Source organism: Leclercia sp. EC_58 (assembly GCF_019584355.1).
In the GTDB taxonomy this organism is placed as follows: Bacteria; Pseudomonadota; Gammaproteobacteria; order Enterobacterales; family Enterobacteriaceae; genus Enterobacter.
The window spans coordinates 3,636,383-3,655,643 of sequence record NZ_VDAM01000001.1 but is presented as its reverse complement, the minus strand read 5'-3'; the positions used below and the strand labels follow the sequence as shown (position 1 = coordinate 3,655,643).

At 55.7% G+C, this 19,261-nt stretch carries 19 protein-coding genes; 6 read left to right on the top strand and 13 right to left on the bottom strand.

The genetic code is table 11. The features are described 5' to 3' along the window. The first annotated feature begins 161 nt into the window (after window positions 1–161). The 5 genes from pgpB to yciH all read left to right on the top strand — a co-directional run bounded on the left by pgpB (window position 162) and on the right by yciH (window position 3,808). Window positions 162–926 (top strand): phosphatidylglycerophosphatase B, encoded by a 765-nt coding sequence (pgpB, locus tag FHC51_RS17875; RefSeq protein ID WP_103822243.1) that lies wholly within the window; start codon window positions 162–164, stop codon window positions 924–926. Window positions 927–1,077: 151 nt separating this feature from the next. After that, window positions 1,078–1,386: a LapA family protein gene (locus FHC51_RS17870; RefSeq protein ID WP_103822242.1), complete on the top strand. Its 309-nt coding sequence runs from the start codon at window positions 1,078–1,080 to the stop codon at window positions 1,384–1,386. 6 nt (window positions 1,387–1,392) lie between these two features. Beyond that, window positions 1,393–2,562: a lipopolysaccharide assembly protein LapB gene (lapB, locus tag FHC51_RS17865; protein WP_114314737.1), complete on the top strand. Its 1,170-nt coding sequence runs from the start codon at window positions 1,393–1,395 to the stop codon at window positions 2,560–2,562. Window positions 2,563–2,744: 182 nt separating this feature from the next. Then, on the top strand, window positions 2,745–3,482 hold the full coding sequence (pyrF, locus tag FHC51_RS17860; RefSeq protein ID WP_220436253.1) for an orotidine-5'-phosphate decarboxylase: 738 nt from the start codon (window positions 2,745–2,747) through the stop codon (window positions 3,480–3,482). Next, window positions 3,482–3,808, top strand: coding sequence for a stress response translation initiation inhibitor YciH (yciH, locus tag FHC51_RS17855; RefSeq protein ID WP_114386658.1), 327 nt, complete (start codon window positions 3,482–3,484; stop codon window positions 3,806–3,808). The genes pyrF and yciH overlap by 1 nt, the downstream gene beginning before the upstream one ends. 113 nt (window positions 3,809–3,921) lie before the next feature. Here the strand turns inward: yciH and osmB are convergent, their stop codons facing one another. The 3 genes from osmB to FHC51_RS17840 form a co-directional block, all read right to left on the bottom strand. Next, the gene (osmB, locus tag FHC51_RS17850; protein WP_103179879.1) at window positions 3,922–4,137 is read right to left on the bottom strand and encodes an osmotically-inducible lipoprotein OsmB; all 216 of its coding nucleotides are present in this window, start codon (window positions 4,135–4,137) and stop codon (window positions 3,922–3,924) included. 265 nt (window positions 4,138–4,402) lie between these two features. After that, the gene (locus FHC51_RS17845) at window positions 4,403–5,158 is read right to left on the bottom strand and encodes a DNA-binding transcriptional regulator YciT (RefSeq protein WP_114314740.1); all 756 of its coding nucleotides are present in this window, start codon (window positions 5,156–5,158) and stop codon (window positions 4,403–4,405) included. Window positions 5,159–5,226: 68 nt separating this feature from the next. Next, entirely contained in the window at window positions 5,227–5,409 is a 183-nt protein-coding gene (locus tag FHC51_RS17840) for a hypothetical protein (protein ID WP_103822238.1), read from the bottom strand. Between the two features lie 192 nt (window positions 5,410–5,601). Between FHC51_RS17840 and FHC51_RS17835 the strand changes: the two genes are divergently transcribed. Then, window positions 5,602–6,471, top strand: coding sequence for a crotonase/enoyl-CoA hydratase family protein (locus FHC51_RS17835; RefSeq protein WP_103179876.1), 870 nt, complete (start codon window positions 5,602–5,604; stop codon window positions 6,469–6,471). Here the strand turns inward: FHC51_RS17835 and pdeR are convergent. The 10 genes from pdeR to pspF all read right to left on the bottom strand — a co-directional run bounded on the left by pdeR (window position 6,468) and on the right by pspF (window position 19,210). After that, window positions 6,468–8,459, bottom strand: coding sequence for a cyclic di-GMP phosphodiesterase (gene pdeR / locus FHC51_RS17830; protein ID WP_156239028.1), 1,992 nt, complete (start codon window positions 8,457–8,459; stop codon window positions 6,468–6,470). The genes FHC51_RS17835 and pdeR overlap by 4 nt on opposite strands. A gap of 319 nt (window positions 8,460–8,778) precedes the next feature. Then, window positions 8,779–10,713 carry an exoribonuclease II gene (locus FHC51_RS17825; protein WP_220436252.1) on the bottom strand — a complete coding sequence of 645 codons (1,935 nt, stop codon included), beginning with the start codon at window positions 10,711–10,713 and terminating at the stop codon, window positions 8,779–8,781. A gap of 88 nt (window positions 10,714–10,801) precedes the next feature. Beyond that, a complete protein-coding gene (locus FHC51_RS17820) occupies window positions 10,802–11,794 on the bottom strand; it encodes a CMD domain-containing protein (RefSeq protein ID WP_220436251.1) in 993 nt (330 codons plus the stop codon). A 159-nt stretch (window positions 11,795–11,953) separates the two neighbouring features. Further along, on the bottom strand, window positions 11,954–12,742 hold the full coding sequence (gene fabI / locus FHC51_RS17815) for an enoyl-ACP reductase FabI (RefSeq protein ID WP_220436250.1): 789 nt from the start codon (window positions 12,740–12,742) through the stop codon (window positions 11,954–11,956). 122 nt (window positions 12,743–12,864) lie between these two features. After that, complete coding sequence (gene sapF / locus FHC51_RS17810) at window positions 12,865–13,671, bottom strand: putrescine export ABC transporter ATP-binding protein SapF (protein ID WP_220436249.1); 807 nt, start codon at window positions 13,669–13,671, stop codon at window positions 12,865–12,867. 1 nt (window position 13,672) lies between these two features. After that, complete coding sequence (gene sapD, locus FHC51_RS17805) at window positions 13,673–14,665, bottom strand: putrescine export ABC transporter ATP-binding protein SapD (protein WP_103822233.1); 993 nt, start codon at window positions 14,663–14,665, stop codon at window positions 13,673–13,675. After that, window positions 14,665–15,555: a putrescine export ABC transporter permease SapC gene (gene sapC, locus FHC51_RS17800; RefSeq protein ID WP_103822232.1), complete on the bottom strand. Its 891-nt coding sequence runs from the start codon at window positions 15,553–15,555 to the stop codon at window positions 14,665–14,667. The genes sapD and sapC overlap by 1 nt, the downstream gene beginning before the upstream one ends. Then, entirely contained in the window at window positions 15,542–16,507 is a 966-nt protein-coding gene (sapB, locus tag FHC51_RS17795) for a putrescine export ABC transporter permease SapB (RefSeq protein ID WP_103822231.1), read from the bottom strand. Before sapB ends, sapC begins: the two co-directional genes overlap by 14 nt. After that, entirely contained in the window at window positions 16,504–18,144 is a 1,641-nt protein-coding gene (gene sapA, locus FHC51_RS17790) for an ABC transporter substrate-binding protein SapA (protein WP_220436248.1), read from the bottom strand. Before sapA ends, sapB begins: the two co-directional genes overlap by 4 nt. An 88-nt stretch (window positions 18,145–18,232) precedes the next feature. Continuing rightward, window positions 18,233–19,210 (bottom strand): phage shock protein operon transcriptional activator, encoded by a 978-nt coding sequence (pspF, locus tag FHC51_RS17785; protein WP_220436247.1) that lies wholly within the window; start codon window positions 19,208–19,210, stop codon window positions 18,233–18,235. Window positions 19,211–19,261 lie beyond the last annotated feature (51 nt).

Here is a 19,261-nt window from a genome sequence, read left to right as displayed (position 1 = left end):
GTTGCCTGTTTGGCTGTCGGTATGTTCTTATTTTGCCACAAGCTGCACGGGTTCACCTAATCACTGCCGGCTTAACGAACGTTAAACGCACAATCCGACATTTTTACGCAGCTCTGATTTTTCGGTTATGATTGTGGGGCTTATCGAAAAAAGGAGACGACATGCTTTCAATAGCCCGCCGTACGGCGGTTGGTGCAGGGATATTGCTTGTAATGCCTGTGGCGGTGTGGATATCAGGCTGGGAGTGGCAGCCTGGTACGAACAGCGCATGGTTGAAGGCGCTGTTCTGGGTAACCGAGACGGTCACTCAACCCTGGGGCATTATTACGCATACGCTATTGTGCGGCTGGTTTTTGTGGTGCCTGCGTTTTCGTTTGCGGGCCGCCATTATGCTGTTTGCCATTCTCGCCGGCGTGATCCTGATCGGCCAGGGGCTCAAATCCTGGGTGAAAGATCGGGTTCAGGAGCCGCGTCCATTTGTCGTCTGGCTGGAAAAAACTCACCATGTTCCGGTCGACGACTTCTACAATTTAAAGCGTAAGGAACGCGGTGAGCTGGTGAAAGAACAGCTTAGTGAACAACAGGCTGTCCCGACATTCTTACGCAAGCACTGGCAAAAAGAGACCGGATTTGCCTTTCCGTCCGGACACACGATGTTCGCCGCAAGTTGGGCGTTGCTGGGGGTAGGGCTGCTGTGGCCGCGTCGACGCACGTTGACCATCGCCGTTCTGCTGGTCTGGGCGACGGGCGTGATGGGAAGCCGCCTGCTGCTCGGTATGCACTGGCCGCGGGACCTGGTGGTAGCCACCCTGATGTCGTGGCTGCTGATTACCTGTGCCACCTGGCTTGCCCAGCGCGTCTGCGGTCCGCTCACGCCGCCAGTAGAAGAGAAGCGGGAAATTGCCGACAGAGAGCAAGAAAGCTGACTGAGGTTGAAATTATTATATTAAGCCGCAGATCAGAACGTGGCGCGACGCTTTTTCCGTTTCGCGCCCGTCCTGAAAATGGTAGTTTATAAGGCTGGTTACGCTATGGTGAACGCTCTTTATTCGCTTAAACCACATAACGGGAAGTAATGTGAAATATTTACTCATTTTCTTACTGGTGTTGGCGATTTTTGTCATTTCCGTCACATTGGGTGCGCAAAACGATCAACAGGTAACGTTTAATTATCTGCTGGCGCAAGGCGAATATCGGATATCCAGCCTCCTGGCGGTTCTGTTTGCTGCAGGGTTTGTTATCGGCTGGCTGATTTGCGGTCTGTTCTGGCTTAAAGTTCGGGTATCACTCGCCCGGGCGGAACGAAAAATTAAACGTCTTGAAAACCAAATTGCGCCTCCGGCCGACGTTCCGGTAAGTTCAGGTGTGCCGGTAGCGAAGGAATAATCTAAGATGCTGGAGTTGTTGTTTCTGCTTTTGCCTGTAGCCGCAGCCTATGGCTGGTATATGGGCCGCAGAAGTGCGCAACAAACAAAGCAGGATGAGGCGAACCGTCTTTCACGCGACTACGTCGCCGGGGTTAACTTCCTTCTGAGCAACCAACAGGATAAAGCGGTCGATCTGTTCCTTGAGATGTTGAAAGAGGATACCGGTACCGTTGAAGCCCACCTTACGCTCGGTAATCTGTTCCGCTCCCGCGGTGAAGTCGACCGCGCTATCCGCATCCACCAGACCTTAATGGAGAGCGCCTCATTAACCTATGAGCAGCGTTTGCTGGCGGTACAACAGCTTGGCCGTGACTACATGGCGGCCGGTCTCTACGATCGCGCCGAGGAGATGTTCAAGCAGCTGGTGGATGAAACCGATTTTCGCATCAGCGCCCTGCAGCAGTTGCTGCAGATTTATCAGGCCACCAGTGAATGGCAGAAAGCGATCGACGTTGCTGAACGTCTGGTGAAGCTTGGTAAAGATAAACAGCGCGTTGAAATTGGCCACTTCTACTGCGAACTCGCCCTGCAGCAGATGGGCAGCGAAGATATGGACAAAGCCATGGCGCTTCTTCGCAAGGGTGCTGCCGCGGATCGCAGCAGCGCGCGCGTCTCCATCATGATGGGGCGCGTCTATATGGCGAAAGGGGATTACCACAAGGCGGTGGAGAGTCTGCTCCGGGTTATCGATCAGGATAAAGAGCTGGTCAGCGAAACCCTGGAGATGTTGCAAACCTGCTATCAGCAGCTGGACATGACCTCAGAGTGGGTGGCTTTCCTGCGCCGTTGCGTGGAAGAGAACACCGGGGCGACAGCGGAGCTGATGCTGGCGGATGTGGTTCAGGAACACGAAGGCAGTGATACGGCGCAGGTGTACATTACCCGTCAGCTGCAGCGCCATCCCACCATGCGTGTCTTCCATAAGCTGATGGATTATCACCTGAACGAGGCAGAAGAGGGGCGCGCCAAAGAGAGCCTGATGGTGCTGCGGGACATGGTAGGCGAGCAGGTGCGCAGCAAGCCGCGCTACCGCTGCCAGAAGTGCGGTTTTACGGCCTATACCCTGTACTGGCACTGTCCGTCATGCCGCGCCTGGTCCACCATTAAGCCAATTCGCGGCCTCGATGGGCAGTAATTTTTAAAAAGCCTTATTTTAGTTACAACATACTAGTTAAGGTTTGACACAATGGGTCCGTGCGCGCTGTGGTCTGGCAGGAATAAAAATGTAACCTGTTAATTTTTGTGGTGCGCAGGTAGAATGCTCGCCGTTTAACATTCCCGCGCCGATGCGGCGCCCATCGACGAGAAGGTCCGGTCATGACGTCTGTAGCTTCATCTTCCTCCCGCGTAGTTACTGCATCTCCTGTTGTTGTCGCTCTGGATTACAACAATCGCGACAATGCCCTGGCGTTCGTTGATCGTATTGATCCGCAAGACTGCCGCCTGAAAATCGGTAAAGAGATGTTCACGCTTTTTGGTCCGCAAATTGTTCGGGATATGCAGCAGCGCGGATTTGATGTCTTTCTGGATCTGAAATTCCACGATATTCCTAACACCACGGCCCATGCGGTAGCCGCTGCGGCTGAGCTTGGAGTCTGGATGGTGAACGTTCACGCCTCCGGCGGGGCGCGTATGATGACCGCCGCTCGCGAAGCGCTGTTACCCTTTGGTAAAGACGCCCCATTGCTGATTGCCGTTACCGTGCTGACCAGCATGGAAGCCAGCGATCTGCTGGACCTTGGCGTGACGTTGTCACCGGCAGAGCATGCCGAACGTCTGGCTCGCCTGACGCACTCCTGCGGCCTTGATGGTGTTGTCTGCTCTGCTCAGGAAGCCGTTCGCTTCAAAAGTGCCATCGGACAGGATTTCAAGCTGGTCACGCCCGGCATCCGTCCCCAGGGGAGCGATGCAGGCGATCAGCGCCGCATTATGACCCCGGAACAGGCGCTGGCGGCGGGCGTGGACTATATGGTTATTGGTCGGCCGGTCACCCAGTCAGCCGATCCGGCACAAACCCTGAAAGCTATTAACGCATCACTTCACAAGGGGGCGTAATGCGCGATACTAACAGCCGCCTGGTCTATTCGACAGAAACCGGGCGCATTGATGAGCCAAAAGAGATCGCTGAGCGACCAAAAGGTGATGGCATTGTACGGATTCAACGCCAGACCAGCGGACGTAAAGGAAAGGGCGTATCGCTGATCACCGGAATTGACGCCGACGATGCCACTCTGGCGCAGATTGCCGCAGAATTGAAGAAAAAGTGCGGATGCGGCGGGTCAGTTAAAGATGGCATTATTGAGATTCAGGGCGACAAACGGGATCTTATTAAATCCCTGCTGGAGGCCAAAGGGATGAAAGTGAAATTAGCGGGCGGTTAACGCACCGTCAAAACAAATAAGCCACGGTCGAAACCGTGGCTTACTGTTTTTATTTTGAGATAGCGCCAGAAACAACAGGGCGTTATCAAATGACTGCGGTGGCAATCGGTAGGTTATTTAACCTGGTGACCGATGATCCCACCCACTGCAGCACCACCCAGGGTACCCAGCGTGCTACCGTCAGTTAAGACGGAACCACCGATTGCGCCAGCACCCGCACCAATCGCGGTATTACGGTCTTGTCTGCTCATGCCGGAGCACGCGCTCAGGGATAATGCCAGCGTAACGGCCAGCATAGCAGCGGATAATTTTTTGCTGTTAAAGGTCATAATTCATTCTCCTGAAGTATTGATCCACGGAAATCATTTCGCTTAAATGGCAATGAATCCCCTCAAGCGCGTTATTCCATGAAACTTGATTGCGCAGGCGTTACAAGATCACGCAGGTGATAGTTACTTCCTGTTATATCGCTAACAATAATTTTACGTCTTTATTACTGATCCGACAGGTAAATAGTCTTAAACGGGGGTTCAGAAAAGTCTCAGAGCGAAGGGGCAGAAAAATGACGCCCGATATTCGGGCGTTAGAGTAGGGTCAGGCGGGTTTTTTAACGATATCGACGGTTAAGCCGTCTTGCTGCAGAGTGGCGACATGGGCTTGTTTAATGCCCTCGTCGGTAATCACCCGGCTAAAGCGCGAGACCGGGCCCATGGTATAAGGGTGAACCGCGCCGAATTTTGAGCTGTCGGTGAGCACAATGGTTTCGCCGCCTTTCTCCAGCACCGCGTTCACCACATCTGAGCGCATCATGTCCCGCCCGGTGAAGCCGGTATCAGGCTGCCAGCCATCAATGCCGATGAAAGCCTTGCTGAAATGGACCTGCTGCACATACTGACGCGTAAGCGGGCCAACCATACTTTCGCTTTTTTTCTGGTAGATGCCGCCGAGTAAAATCACTTCGCTGCGCGTCTCCTTCAGAAGATGCGCGATATAGCTGCTTACCGTCACGATGGTGACCTCTTCCTTCTGGTCGGCCAGTGTGCGCGCGAGCAGGGCATTGCAGCTGCCGTTCTCGATAAACACCGTTTCGCCATTATTCACCAGCGATGCCGCAAACTCCGCCAGCTCGCGTTTCAACGCATAGTTGTTCATCATGCGCGTTTCAACATCTTCGCTGTCCAGCGGGACGGCGTAACCGTGCGCGCGACGGAGGTAGCTCATTTTTTCCAGAAGGTTGAGGTCCTGGCGGATGGTGACCTCTGACACGCCGGTTGCTTTTGCCAGATCAACGACACTCACACGCCCTGTGTCGATCACCATCTGTAATATTATTTGTTGTCGGGAGTTCATAGCATCCATATTAAAACGGCATGGCCGTTAGTTGAAAACTGACTTAAACACGAGAGGTGGATCGAGCCTTAAACTTCCCATGGGGATTTAGGCGACACTGCACCCGGGTTTTTCTGCTCGCCCGCCAGGGTCAGTAATTCTGATTTTAATATCTCGAGATTACGAAGAGCAGAGTTCACATCGCCTGCGACCAGAATATCCAGCACAGTATCAATACGTTGCGCCACTTTCAGTGCATCGATATCAGACATAATCTCATCCCTAAATGAAAAGTGAATAAATTCAATGATGCAGAAATTGAAGGCAAAAGAGAAGGGAAAAAGTGAGCTAACGAAAGCCCATTAATGGTAGTGATATTTTGATGCTTCTTTATACGTAGGAATTTTGTAGTGGATTAGTCTAATTCTGCGCGCAAGGCGCTTTTTTCTATGAGGAATTAGACTATGACAATTATCAATCAGGCTACCTGTAAACTGTTCACTGATTCTGCACGATTCACCCAGCTCGCCGGCTATTACGAGGAGGAGAGACGTACCGTGTGGATGATGTTACGGGCCCAGCCGCGTCCCTGCTTCAATCATGCGCTTATAGAGGAGATTATGAACCTGTCGTGGCTGGTACGGCAGTCCGGGTTTGAGGTTGATTTCTGGGTGACCGGTTCGCTGGTGCCCGATATGTATAATACGGGCGGCGATTTACGCTTCTTTGTCGAGTGCATTGAGAACGGTCGTCGGGAAGCGCTTCGGGCCTATGCCCGCGCCTGCGTGGACTGTGTCCACGCCGCATCGCGGGGATTTGATACCGGGGCGATCACCCTGTCGATGGTAGAGGGCAGTGCCCTTGGGGGTGGCTTTGAAGCGGCGCTGGCGCACCACTTTTTACTGGCGCAACGGGATGCCCGCTTAGGGTTTCCTGAAATCGCCTTTAACCTGTTCCCCGGGATGGGAGGCTACTCGCTGGTCGCCCGCCGCTCTGGTATGAAACTGGCAGAAGAGCTGATCTATAAAGGGGAGTCGCACACTGCGGAATGGTATGAGCAGCAGGGTCTGGTGGACGTGCTGTTCGAACCCGGTCAGGGCTACGTGGCGACGCGGACCTTCATCGACACGTTACAACCCAAGATGAATGGCGTCAGAGCGATGCTGCGCGCCCGCCAGCGGGTATTGCAGCTGCCGCGCAGTGAGCTGATGGACATCACGGAAGATTGGGTAGACGCCGCATTCTGCCTGCAACCTAAGGACGTGGCCTATATGCAGCGGCTGGTGCTGTTGCAGGACCGCCACACGGCATCGGGGCTGCGTAAAGCCAGCTAGCGCGCATTCCGTGACTGATAACGTTTAAACCATCGCTCGAAAGCGACAGCGGGCATGGGTTTAGCAAACAGAAATCCCTGTCGTTCATTGACGCCGTTCTTCGTCAGAAAGGCGTCTTCTTTCGCACTCTCGACCCCTTCGGCAATCACCTGCAAATTTAGCGCCTGAGCGACTGCAACGATTGCGCGTACCAGCGATTGCGACACCGACTGCTTGTGAATATCCCGGACAAATGCCTGGTCGAGCTTAATGGCATCGATGGGAAAACGCGCCAGTTGCGACAGCGAGGAATAACCGGTTCCGAAATCATCAAGGTGGATCTGCGCCCCCAGCTGGCTGAACTGCTGGATCACCGACAGCGCCAGCTCTTCGTTTTCAATCAGACAGCTTTCGGTCAGCTCGACATCAATAGGGCAGTATTCAAAATTCAGATCCTTCAGCGCCTGTTTCAGATCGCTGAAAATCGTCTGGTCTGCCAGCTGGCGGGCCGAAACGTTGACCGCCACGCGTAAATTGATGCCTTTATCGCGCCATTTGGCCACCTGGCGCACCACATCCAGCATCACCCAACGCCCGAGCGGAACAATCAGTCCGGACTCTTCGGCGTAGGAGATAAACTCCAGCGGCGGGATCAGTCCGCGCTCCGGAGACTGCCAACGCACCAGCGCTTCGAGGGTTCTCACCTCGCCACGCCAGGTAATTTTGGGCTGGTAGTGGATCACCAGCTGGTCATTGTCCAGCGCCTTGCGCAGGTTGGTGTCCAGCCACAGATATTCAAATACGCGCTGATTCATTTCCGGCGAGAAAACGCAGAACTTGCCGCGGCCGTTCTCTTTCGCGGTATACATGGCGGTATCGGCGTTGCGTATCACGCTTTCCCGATCGGTGCCGTGCTGGGGCGCGAGGGAGATCCCCAGCGAACAGCCGGTGTAGACTTCAATTAAACCAATCCGGAAAGGCTGACGCAGGCGGGTGAGGATCCGCGAAGCCATAGCTTCGAGCGCACCCTGTGACGTACCGGTTGCCAGCACGATAAACTCGTCGCCACCCAGACGCGCAAGGACCTGCCCGTCCTCCAGACAACTGAGGATAGCCAGCGCCACCGCCTGCAGCAGCTGATCGCCAAACATATGCCCGTAGGCATCATTCACTTTTTTGAAATTATCGAGGTCAAGATAGACCACGCCCACCTGACCATCGCCACGGGTTTCTATCGCTTCGCTGATCAGATCGTGAATAGCGTTGCGGTTTGGCAGGCCGGTAATGGTGTCGGTATTGGCAAGTACACGAAGACGTTCCTGGGCACGGCGTTCTTCAGTAATATCCGTACCGGAACAGATAAGGAATATTTCATTTTTTCCGCTGCCGCTGTGCACGAATTTATTCCGGAATAAAAACAAACGCTGCCCTTTACGGGTTTTAATCCAGCGTTCCACTTCATAGGAGCTGCCGTCCCGAAAAAAACCGCTGATATTACGCCGGGAAGCCGCTGCCTCGCTGCGGCTCATAAACAGTTTAAAGACGTTCTGACCAATAACTTCATGTTCTTTCATCCCGGTATATTCTTCGCTCAGGCGGTTGAAGCGTTGAATATTGCCGTGCCGGTCGAGAATAACGATGACCGAGTTGGCCTCTGAAACCACCTGCTCGGCAAAGGATAACCCCTGCGCCAGGTCGCGGGCGACAGAAGGGGTGTCGTTCCAGGCGGAGGCGGTACCGGTCCACTCTTTTTTATTGATCTTACGTCCCACAAGGTGCACTGGCACCTCGGTTCCGTACAGGGAGAGCGTCATGGTAATGCTGGAGGTAATAACCGTCATCTGGCGAATGCTGTTGGCCTGCTCGTCATTCAGCGCCACAACCTGTGTGGTATCGGCGCTTTCGCTGGCCGCAAGATGGAGCGCGTTACTGTCCGCCGTCAGCCGCCACCAGGGACTGTGGGTGCCCATGTAACGAAACAGCAAATTTTGCTCCAGATCGTCAATCATGCTCTCTCCCAGGCGCACTTAATTGCACACATTGTGCATTTTCAGTCGGTTTTACCGTGCTTAAATAGCGGTAAACCCGAACTAAACTTATTGTTTTTTCCCAGTATTCTTATATTAGAACGAGATTAGCAAAAAAGGATACAGGCGAATGAATATTCCGGTGACACGTTAAAGCATTCACCAGACTGTCATGAATAAGTGTGATCGCTTTTCGCAATTTAGGGGAGAAAAAGATAAGGAAAAATGATGAATTTGACGTTAACGCAAAAAAAAGCCGGTTCCCTCAAATGAGGTGAACCGGCTTTCAGGCAGTCAACAATCAGACGGCAGGGCGGGCAATAATGCTGCGTGTTTCCATGCGCACTTCAGCAATAGTGACATCGATAACTTCAGTCACTTTATAGGCCACTTCGCCTTTGATTTGCACGGTGCCGTTTTCCTGGCTACAGACCAGCTCGTCACGTACGGCATGCAGGAACGGCGCAGGAATAAAGGCCACGGCGCCATTATCCACCAGACGGACACGCATGCCGCCACGGCTGACATCGATGATCTCCGCCGCGAAACGGGTGTCTGTTCCGGCTTTGTCTTTCAGGAACCGGGCGTAGAGCCAGTCACCAACGTCGCGTTCCGCCATGCGGTTAAGGCGACGGCGCTCGGCCATCTGCACCGTGGCTTCGTCCTGTGGACGGGCAATGGTTTCGCCTTTAACGATCGCTTTCAGCAGGCGGTGGTTAATCATATCGCCATACTTACGAATCGGTGAGGTCCAGGTCGCGTAGGCTTCCAGCCCCAGGCCAAAGTGCGGGCCAGGTTCGGTGCTGATCTCAGCGAAAGACTGGAAGCGGCGAATGCGGCTGTCCAGGAAACCAGACGGCTGAGCATCCAGTTCACGGCGCAGCTTGCAGAAGCCATTCAGGGTCAGAACTTCCTGCGGATCCACATGCACGTCATGGGTTTTCAGCAGAGCCGCCAGGGCTTCGCTGTTAGCCGGATCAAACCCGGTATGCACGTTATAGATACCGAAACCGAGTTTGTCGCGCAGTACGCGGGCTGCGCAGATGTTCGCCGCAATCATCGACTCTTCAACGATGCGGTTAGCAATGCGACGCGGCTCCGCCACGATATCCAGCACTTCGCCTTTTTCACCGAGAATGAAACGGTAGTCAGGGCGATCTTTAAAGACCAGCGCATGGGTCTTACGCCATTCGCTACGGCTCAGGCAGACGCGATGCAGCAGGCGGATCTGGTCGGCAATGGCCTCATTCTCTGGCTGCCAGCTACCGCTGTTTTCCAGCCAGTCAGAGACCTCGTCGTACACCAGCTTGGCTTTGGACTCGATCAGCGCAGCGAAGAACTCAATGTTCTCTTCGATAGTGCCATCGGCAGCGATGGACATACGGCAGGCCAGTACCGGGCGCACTTCGTTGGCGCGCAGGGAGCAGAGATTATCTGACAGTTCACGTGGCAGCATCGGGATGTTGAAGCCCGGGAGATAGTTGGTAAAGGCACGGATTTTCGCCGCGTCATCCAGCGGGGTGCCTTCTGCGATCCAGGCCGTAGGATCGGCAATCGCTACGGTTAGCAGCAGTTTACCGTCAGCCTGCTCTTCAACATACAGCGCATCGTCCATATCTTCGGTGCTGGCGCTGTCGATGGTGACAAAATTCAGGGCAGTCAGGTCGCGACGCTCAAGACCTTCGTCCAGCATGTCAGTCGCTGCGCCTTCTGGCGCCTCTTTTTCCAGATTATGGCGGGCAAGGGTGACCCACCACGGTACGAAATGGTCTTCGCCGAAGGTGATAAACTGGGTCAGTTCGGCATAAAAACCGCGATCGCCCTTCAGAGGGTGACGGCGCATTTCTGCTACGGCCCAGTCACCTTCTTTAAAATCATGTGTCACGCCACGCTCAGCGCGGCAGGGGATGGCGTCTTTCAGCAGAGGATGGTCCGGAATGATGAACAGACGGTCATCTTTTCTCAGCACCTTACCCACAAAACGGGTCAGAAACGGTTCAATTAATTCTTCAGGCTCGGCTGATTCACGATCCTTTTCGCTATGGATCACGGCCGTAATGCGATCGCCGTGCATCACTTTCTTCATCTGCGGAGGCGGAATGAAGTAACTTTTCTGCGCATCGACTTCAAGGAAGCCAAAGCCTTTTTCCGTGGCTTTTACGACCCCTTCAGCACGTGGCGTCTGGGAATGCAGTTGCTGTTTAAGCTGCGCTAGCAGCGGGTTGTCCTGGAGCATAGTGATCTATTTTCGTAGCCATTGAGCGGCTGACAGTTTTACGCGAATCTCACTGCTACAGCAAGCGCTCTTTCGGTCGTTAGTGTGGTTATTCGCTTCTGCCAATGGCGATTTTCAGACGGTTCAGCCAGCCGCAAAAAGCGCTCCAGGTGAGCAGGTTGATGGCCTGTACGGGCGACTGGCCATCATCTGTCAGCGGGGTGAACTGCGCGGCGCTGAACTGATCTGGCGATCGCGCCAGCTGTTCTACCGCACGCCTTACCGCCTCATCGTCTTTATACACCGTGTTAATGCCACTGATCAGAATTTCACCGGTTTGATCGAGGATCAACGGTTCATGACAGAGCACTGGAGTAAGAGGCTGCAATAACGGCTCGTCCTGCCAGCGTTCAAGCGAGGCCAGCTGTTGCGGGCTGGCCTGACAACATTCAACACCAGGGATGGCAGGCTGCCACATATTCAGGTCGTTATCGTCCGGCAGGGCGTGAGGCGGGATATGGTGCCCCGGCAGCCAGCGCACCGGGTGGCCGAGCAGGGCCTGAAACACCGCCACCACCCGCGCCTGAAAGCCGACAAAGCCGATAATCTGATTGATGGTCACGATGTCATACACCGTCAGGCCCACCTCATCGAGCCCCTGCTGCGCTTTGCTGTCGATCACATCCGGCGAGCTGGCAAGCTGGCGGGCATACTGGGTGATCTGGGCGAGACGGCGATTGCTTTCACGGGAGGAGTCGGGGCCGGGGAGCGGGGCGAGAAGGGCGGCGTAGTGATTGCACAAACGCTGCACGCCGCACACCTGGGCTACCGTCAGGGCGGTGCTGAAACGATCGTAGGCGCTCAGCGTACGCAGCCGGGTAACCGCGATGGTCCGCGGGAAAAAAAGGTCGCATAGCGCCCGGGCCGGGGTTAACCAGCGTTCACAGGCTGCCAGCAACGTTGCCGGTAGCGCGATATTCAGCAAAAAGCGATCGGCGACATGCGCGGCTTCGGGAACCAAAGGCAGGACTTCCGTCGGGCTGCTACTGGACTGGGTCTCATGATACCAGTGGCCTTTGCCAGAAATACGGCGTTGTTCCATGTGCGTTCCTTGATCTCAAAATGGCGATCAATATCCTGGCGGAAGGCGGATAAGCGGAAAAATATTGTTAAGTGATAACAAATAGCGGAACGGAATAACGGGGGGAGAGAAGGCTGAACGGTGGGCAAACCTTCCCGCCGGAGCGGGAAGGTAACGAACTTATTTGAGTTCCAGCTCGTTCATTGCAGCGATGCTGAAACCGCCGTCAACGTGAACCACTTCGCCGGAGATGCCAGCAGAGAGGTCAGAGCAGAGGAAGGCTGCGGAGTTACCCACATCTTCGATGGTCACGGTGCGACGGATCGGGGTAACCGCTTCGCAATGCGCCAGCATTTTACGGAAGTCTTTGATGCCGGAAGCCGCCAGAGTACGGATTGGACCGGCAGAGATGCCGTTTACGCGCACGCCTTCCGGACCCATTGCGTTCGCCATGTAGCGCACGTTGGCTTCCAGAGAGGCTTTTGCCAGACCCATTACGTTGTAGTTCGGGATAGCGCGCTCAGCGCCCAGGTAGGAGAGGGTCAGCAGCGCTGCGCCCGGGTTAAGCATGGAGCGGCAGGATTTCGCCATCGCCACAAAGCTGTAGGAGCTGATGTCGTGTGCGATTTTGAAGCCTTCACGGGTGACCGCGTTTACATAGTCGCCATCCAGCTGGTCGCCCGGTGCAAAACCGATGGAGTGAACGAAACCGTCAAATTTCGACCAGGTTTTTGCCAGCTCGGCGAACATGCCATCGATGCTTTCATCTTTAGCAACGTCGCATTCCAGAACAATGCTGGAATCCAGCTGCGCGGCAAACCCTTCTACGCGGCCTTTCAGCTTGTCGTTCTGGTAGGTGAATGCCAGCTCAGCGCCTTCGCGATGCATAGCCTGTGCGATGCCGTATGCGATGGACAGTTTGCTGGCAACGCCAGTGACCAGAATACGCTTACCGGAAAGAAAACCCATAGCTCTTAATCCTTATATTCATTGTTGTGGCGGCAGTCATTTTTGGACAACCGTCGTTAAAACGCGGCGATAATAGCATGTGTCGCGTACAGTGTTAATCCGACCACTCCATACAGGGCAGGTCAGCGATCTTTTCGCCAGGCATCTGCGGTTAAGGCTTCGCCAAAATGCCCGGCAATTAAACGTTTAGTCAGATCGTGGAGCGGGGCGGCCAGCACCGAGGCGGTACTGCCGCGCTCCACCACTGAGCCTTCGTGCATCACCAGCACCTGATCGCTGATGTGCTTCATCATCCCCAAATGCTGGGTGACGTAGATATACGAGATACCCTGTTTCTCCTGCAACTCCAGCATCAGGTTGATAAGTTGTGAACGCATCGACATATCCAGCGAGGCCAGCGCTTCGTCAGCGATGATCACTTTCGGGCGCAGGATCAGCGCGCGGGCAAGACCCAGACGCTGCTTCTGCCCCGGCGCCAGCATGTGCGGATAATAACTGACGTGATCCGGCAGCAGTCCGACCATGCGCAGAGTATCGATGATCTGCTTACGTCGCGCTTCAGGCTCCAGATCAGTATTGAACCGCAGCGGGAAATCGAGGATCTGTGAGATACGCTGGCGCGGGTTCAGCGAGGTGGAGGGATCCTGAAAAATCATCCTGATCCGCTGGCTGCGGAACGAGTAATCGCCAAATTTCAGCAGATGATCGTCAATCAGGACTTCTCCGTCCGAGGGTTCAATCATCCCGGCCAGCATCTTCGCCAGCGTCGATTTGCCCGAACCGTTCTCACCGATGATCGCCAGAGTCTGCTTTTCACGCAGGGTAAAACTCAGCGGTTTTACCGCTTCAACGGTTTGACGGCGAAATAAGCCGGTGCGGTAGCGAAAGGTCTTACTCAGGTTGCGCACTTCCAGCAGGGTTTCGACCATGTCACTCTTTCTCCATGTTCAGCGGGAAATGGCAGGCAAACAGATGGTTCTTCGGCCCGGCCAGGCGCGGCGTTTCAATGCACTTACGCTGGGCATAAGGACAGCGTGGTCCCAGGCGACAGCCAATCGGCAGGTGCTCCAGCAGTGGGATAGCCCCCGGCAGGGTATTCAGGCGACTTTTATGCGGCATAGGGCTGCCAAAATCCGGTATCGCACGGATCAGCGCCTGGGTGTACGGATGATGCGGCGTGGTGATCAGATCCTCGCTGCCAGCGGTTTCCACGGTCTGGCCGCAGTACATCACATCAATCTTATCCGCCCATTTACTCAGCATCTGCAGGTCATGGCTGATCAGCAAAATAGTGGTGTTGTTGTTCTGATTAAGCCGGGTCAGCAGGCGGAAGATTTGCGCCTGGGTGGTCGGCTCCATCGCGTTGGTCGGTTCATCCGCAATCAATAGGCGCGGCTGGTTAGCCAGCGCGATGGCAATCATCACTTTCTGACACTCACCGTCCGTCAGCTCATAGGGGAAGCTGCGCATGGCGTCTTTATGATCTTTGATCCCCACCCGGTGCAACAGCTCAATAGCCCGGCGTTTACGCCAGCCAAAACGCTGCCACCAGCGGCCTTTATAGGTCCAGGCGGGAATGTTTTGCATCAGCTGTTTGCCTACCCGCTCCGAGGGATCGAGACAGGATTGCGGCTCCTGAAAGATCATCGACACGTTGTGGCCCACCAGCTTGCGTCGTTCGCGGACGGAGAGGCGCAGCAGGTCGATATCATCAAAGCGCATACGGTCAGCGGTGACGCGCCAGTTATCCTTCGCCACGCCGCAAATCGCTTTGGCAATCAGGCTTTTGCCTGAGCCCGATTCCCCCACCAGCCCGCGAATTTCGCCTTCGCTCAGGGTAATACTGACGCGATCGACCGCTTTTACCCAGCCTTCGCCGGTTTTAAGTTCAATCGTCAGATTGCGAATATCCAGTAACGGCATTATTCCACCCCCGCCACAATGGCGCGACGGATCCCGTCGCCAAGCAGGTTCACCAGTAATACGCTAACCATAATTGCAGCACCCGGCAGCATTACCGTCCAGGGGGCCACATAGATCAGTTCAAGCGCGTCGCCCAGCATCGCGCCCCATTCCGGGGAGGGCAGTTGAGCGCCCAGATCGAGAAAACCGAGCGCGGCGATATCCAGGATCGCCATCGACAGGGCACGGGTAATTTCCGTAACCATGCCCGAGGCGATATTGGGCAGCACCGCAAACCACAGAATATTCATGGTGGTGGCGCCATCGAGACGGGCGGCCACCACATACTCTTTTTCCAGCTCATCATGCACCAGGCTGTAGACCGAACGTACCATGCGCGGCAGTAGCGCCAGCCAGACAGCAAACATGGCATGCGTCAGGTGCGGACCGGCGAAGGCCACCACAATGATCGCCAGCAGCAGCGACGGGATCGACAGCAGCGTATCGAGAATATGGTTCATCACCGCTGAGCGCAGGCCGTGAGTAGCCCCGGCGACAATACCCAGTACCAGACCGCACAGCGTGGCGGCCAGGGTAACCACAAAGGCGCCGCCTACCGTCGGCGCGGCGCCGCTCAACAGACGGCTTAACACATCGCGCCCGAGGTCGTCGGTGCCCAGGAAGAAGGAGACTTCACCGTAGCGGGACCAGGATGGTGGTAACAGCTGATAGCCGAGAAACTGCTGATCGATGCCATACGGCGCAAACCAGGAGCCCAGGATACACAGCAGCACCAGGCCGCCGCAGCCGTACAGGCCGATCATCGCCATGGCGTCGCCGTAGAAATTTCGCCACACGGTGCGTAACGCACCGGGCGTGCGCTTTTCACTGTATACGCTATCGTAAGGCATACCATTCCTTATGTTTCAGTGGGTTAGCCATAGCACCCAAAATATCAGATAACACGTTCACAATAATCACCAGCGCGCCAATCACCATCACGCCGGCAGAGATAGCGGCGTAATCCTGCTGGCGAATGGCGTTAATCAGCCAGCGCCCGAGGCCTGGCCAGCTAAAGACCATTTCGGTGATCATGGCCAGCGTCAGCATGGTTGAGAACTGCAGTCCGAGACGTGGGATCACCGGCGGCAGCGCATTATGCAGCACATGGCGACGTAAAATCGTCAGCCGTGACAACCCGCGTGTGGCGGCCGCTTTAACATAGTTCTGGTCAAACACCTCGCTGGTGCTGATGCGCATCAGGCGAATCACCTCCGTGGTCGGTGCCACGGCCAGGGCCAGCACCGGCAACACCATGTGGCGCACGGCGCTGATGATCATCTCATGCCGCCAGACCGAATCTGAGAGCCAGGCGTCAATAATGGCGAATCCGGTGACGGTTTTTACCGCATAGAGCAGGTCAAAACGTCCGGAGACCGGCAGCCAGCCGAGCGTCAGCGAGAAAAAGAGCGTCAACAACAGCGCCAGCCAGAAGACGGGAACCGAAAACCCGAGCAGGGCGATCGCGCTGATCAGCTTGTCCTGCCATTTACTGCGGGTTATCCCGGCGAGCATCCCGACCGGGATCCCCACCATCAGCGCAAAACCGAACGCCAGGATGCAGAGCTCCATGGTGGCGGGGAAGACCTCTTTCAGTTGCTCGGCGATGGGCTGGCCGTTAATGCTGGAGACGCCAAAGTCCCAGTGCAGCACGCCTTCAAACCAGAACCACCACGCATTCCACAGCGACGCACCCTGTAGCGGCGCGTGCGGGGTAAAATAGCTCAGGCTAAAACCCACTAAGGTCAGAAAGAAGAGGGTGATCAGCAGCAACAGCAACCGACGTAAGGTAAAAATAATCACGGTTTTTTCACCTCTTCTTGTTTCTCGCGGGAGACGCCCGCAAACGACGCATTTCCAAACGGGCTGAGCACCAGGCCTTTGATATCGTAACGGTACGCCTGCAGACGCAGGGAGGAGGCCAGGGGCAGCACCGGCAGCTCTTTGGCCAGAATAATCTGCGCTTCATCATAGGCATCGATACGTGCCGCCAGCTGCTGGGTCGACAGCGCCTTGCGCAGAATGCTGTCAAACTCGCGGTTGCACCAGTGGGCATAGTTGGTCTGCGAATCAATGGCCGCACAGCTCAGGAGCGGACGGAAGAAGCTGTCCGGGTCGTTACTGTCTGTCGCCCAGCCTGACAGGGTGAGATCGTGGTTCATGTCCATCAGGCGCGCCTCCTGAAAACGACCTTCTACCGGAACAATCACCACCTTGACCCCCACCTGGGCCAGGTCAGCCTGGAGCAGCTCTGCGGTTTTTAACGGGCTAGGGTTCCAGGCCTGGGAGCTGGTGGGCACCCACAATTGCAGTGTGAGGTTTTCTGCCCCCAGCGCTTTGAGCTGTTCGCGTGATTTTTCCGGGTTGTATTCGGTAATTTTAGCCTCGCTATCGTAGGCCCACGAGGCGCGGGGCAAGATTGAGGCGGCAGTTTCCGCAGTACCGTAATAAATGGACTGCATCAGACGCTGGTTATTGATCGCCAGCGCCAGGGCATGGCGTACCGCCGGGTTGTCCAGCGGCGGCTTGTTGGTGTTAAAGGCCAGATAAGCGATATTCATGCCCGGGCGCAGGGTTAGGCGCAGACGCGGGTCGTCGCGCAGGATGGTCAGCTGGCTGGCGGCAGGCCAGGCCAGGACATCACATTCCCCGGTGAGCAGTTTCGACAGCCGCCCGGTACCGCCGGAGCCTAAATCGACCACTACCTGCGGCATCAGCGGCGTGCCGCGCCAGAATTTCTCATGGCGTTGCAGGCGCACGTACTGCCCGGCCCGGTACTCTTCAACCTGGAACGGCCCGGTTCCTACGGGCTGGCGATCCATCAACTCCATTTTGTCCTTCAGGGTGAGCTGAGTGGCATATTCCGCGGACATTACCGAGGCATAGTGCGTCGCCAGATGCCACAGGAAGGAGGCATCCGGCCGCGCCAGGGTGAACTCTACCGTACGGCTATCCAGCTTGCGCACATTCTTCACCGTATCGGCAAATTGCAGACTGTCGAAGTAGGGGAAATTACCGCCGTTGATGTAGTGCCACGGATGGTTGCGGTTAAAAATACGCTGGAAGGTAAAGACCACGTCATCCGCATTGAGTTTACGGGTAGGCTTAAACCACGGCGTGCTCTGGAAGCTGACGTCGTCGCGCAGGCGAAAACGGTAGGTGGCACCGTTGTCCAGCACTTGCCAGCTCTCAGCCAGTTCCGGCACCAGGCGATAGGTATAGGGATCCACATCCAGCAGGCGGTCATAGAGCTGGGCGGCGAGGGTATCGACGATCAGGCCGCTGCTCGCCTTTTGCGGGTTGAAGGTGTTGACCTGCCCACTTACGCAGTAGACAAAGCCGCTGTCGCGAATATCCGCGCGCTCTGCCAGCTCAGGCGCGGCAAACGCCTGGCTGCTTAACAGACCGAGCGCAATCAGGGACGAGAAAACCAGACGCATAATTTTTAAGGTTTTTAGTGACGATCTGCAAAGTGTATCGCACTTACACCTGCTTCGTAAAAATGTCTGCGGATAAGTGCTGATTATGTCAGCGCATGTGATGCTTTTTAAGCAACGCCCTCAATTGATGGTAGGTCAGCCCCAGCAGTTCAGCCGCGCGTTTCTGATTAAATTGTGCCTCGCGCAGGCTCTGCTCCAGCAACTGCTTCTCCTGCTCCAGCTGGAACAGGCGCAAATCGAGGGGCAGGGTGGGCGTACCCGTGATAAGCGGTTTGCTGACAAGGGGCTGTGTGGGGCGCTGAAAGGGATCGATCACAATCTCATCCAGCTCAGTCTCGCTGCTACCGTGGCGGTAAACGGAGCGCTCCACTACATTTTTCAGTTCACGGATATTGCCCGGCCAGCGGTAGTCCAGCAGCGTTTCGCGGGCGTGCTGACTGAAACCGGGAAACAGCGGGAGCCCAAGCTCGCGACACATCTGAATGGCAAACTGCTCCGCCAGCAGCATGATATCGCTGCGTCGCTCGCGCAGCGGCGGCAGGTTAACGACATCAAACGCCAGCCGATCCAGCAGGTCGGCGCGAAACTTCTCCTGCTCGACCATCTCCGGCAAATTGGCGTTAGTGGCGCACACCAGCCGCACGTTGACCTGTAAAGGCTGGCTGCCGCCCACGCGCTCCAGCTCGCCATACTCAATGACGCGCAGCAGTTTTTCCTGCACCAGCATCGGCGCGGTCGCCAGCTCATCAAGAAACAACGTGCCGCCATCGGCGCGCTCGAAACGACCGGGATGGCGACGCTGCGCCCCGGTAAAGGCGCCCGCCTCATGACCAAACAGTTCCGTATCCAGCAGATTTTCGTTCAGCGCGGCGCAGTTCAGGGAGATAAACGGTCCATCCCAGCGACCGGAGAGGTAATGTAGCCGGTTGGCAATCAGCTCCTTGCCGGTGCCTCGCTCGCCGATAATCAGCACTGGTTTATTCAGCGGTGCCAGCCTGGATACCTGCTCCAGCACCTCGAGAAAGCTGTTGGCTTCCCCAAGTAATGTATCTTTAAATTCAGCCATGATGTAATTGACCACTTATTGGTGTAATTCACTAAGTGAGAGTAGGGCGTA

Bases quoted from the DNA above. Each gene is read 5' to 3' on its own strand.
- pgpB (WP_103822243.1), top strand. From the start codon at position 162: ATGCTTTCAATAGCCCGCCGTACGGCGGTTGGTGCAGGGATATTGCTT.
- lapB (WP_114314737.1), top strand. From the start codon at position 1,393: ATGCTGGAGTTGTTGTTTCTGCTTTTGCCTGTAGCCGCAGCCTATGGC.
- pyrF (WP_220436253.1), top strand. From the start codon at position 2,745: ATGACGTCTGTAGCTTCATCTTCCTCCCGCGTAGTTACTGCATCTCCT.
- yciH (WP_114386658.1), top strand. From the start codon at position 3,482: ATGCGCGATACTAACAGCCGCCTGGTCTATTCGACAGAAACCGGGCGC.
- osmB (WP_103179879.1), bottom strand. From the start codon at position 4,137: ATGACCTTTAACAGCAAAAAATTATCCGCTGCTATGCTGGCCGTTACG.
- FHC51_RS17845 (WP_114314740.1), bottom strand. From the start codon at position 5,158: ATGAACTCCCGACAACAAATAATATTACAGATGGTGATCGACACAGGG.
- FHC51_RS17840 (WP_103822238.1), bottom strand. From the start codon at position 5,409: ATGTCTGATATCGATGCACTGAAAGTGGCGCAACGTATTGATACTGTG.
- FHC51_RS17835 (WP_103179876.1), top strand. From the start codon at position 5,602: ATGACAATTATCAATCAGGCTACCTGTAAACTGTTCACTGATTCTGCA.
- pdeR (WP_156239028.1), bottom strand. From the start codon at position 8,459: ATGATTGACGATCTGGAGCAAAATTTGCTGTTTCGTTACATGGGCACC.
- FHC51_RS17825 (WP_220436252.1), bottom strand. From the start codon at position 10,713: ATGCTCCAGGACAACCCGCTGCTAGCGCAGCTTAAACAGCAACTGCAT.
- FHC51_RS17820 (WP_220436251.1), bottom strand. From the start codon at position 11,794: ATGGAACAACGCCGTATTTCTGGCAAAGGCCACTGGTATCATGAGACC.
- fabI (WP_220436250.1), bottom strand. From the start codon at position 12,742: ATGGGTTTTCTTTCCGGTAAGCGTATTCTGGTCACTGGCGTTGCCAGC.
- sapF (WP_220436249.1), bottom strand. From the start codon at position 13,671: ATGGTCGAAACCCTGCTGGAAGTGCGCAACCTGAGTAAGACCTTTCGC.
- sapD (WP_103822233.1), bottom strand. From the start codon at position 14,665: ATGCCGTTACTGGATATTCGCAATCTGACGATTGAACTTAAAACCGGC.
- sapC (WP_103822232.1), bottom strand. From the start codon at position 15,555: ATGCCTTACGATAGCGTATACAGTGAAAAGCGCACGCCCGGTGCGTTA.
- sapA (WP_220436248.1), bottom strand. From the start codon at position 18,144: ATGCGTCTGGTTTTCTCGTCCCTGATTGCGCTCGGTCTGTTAAGCAGC.
- pspF (WP_220436247.1), bottom strand. From the start codon at position 19,210: ATGGCTGAATTTAAAGATACATTACTTGGGGAAGCCAACAGCTTTCTC.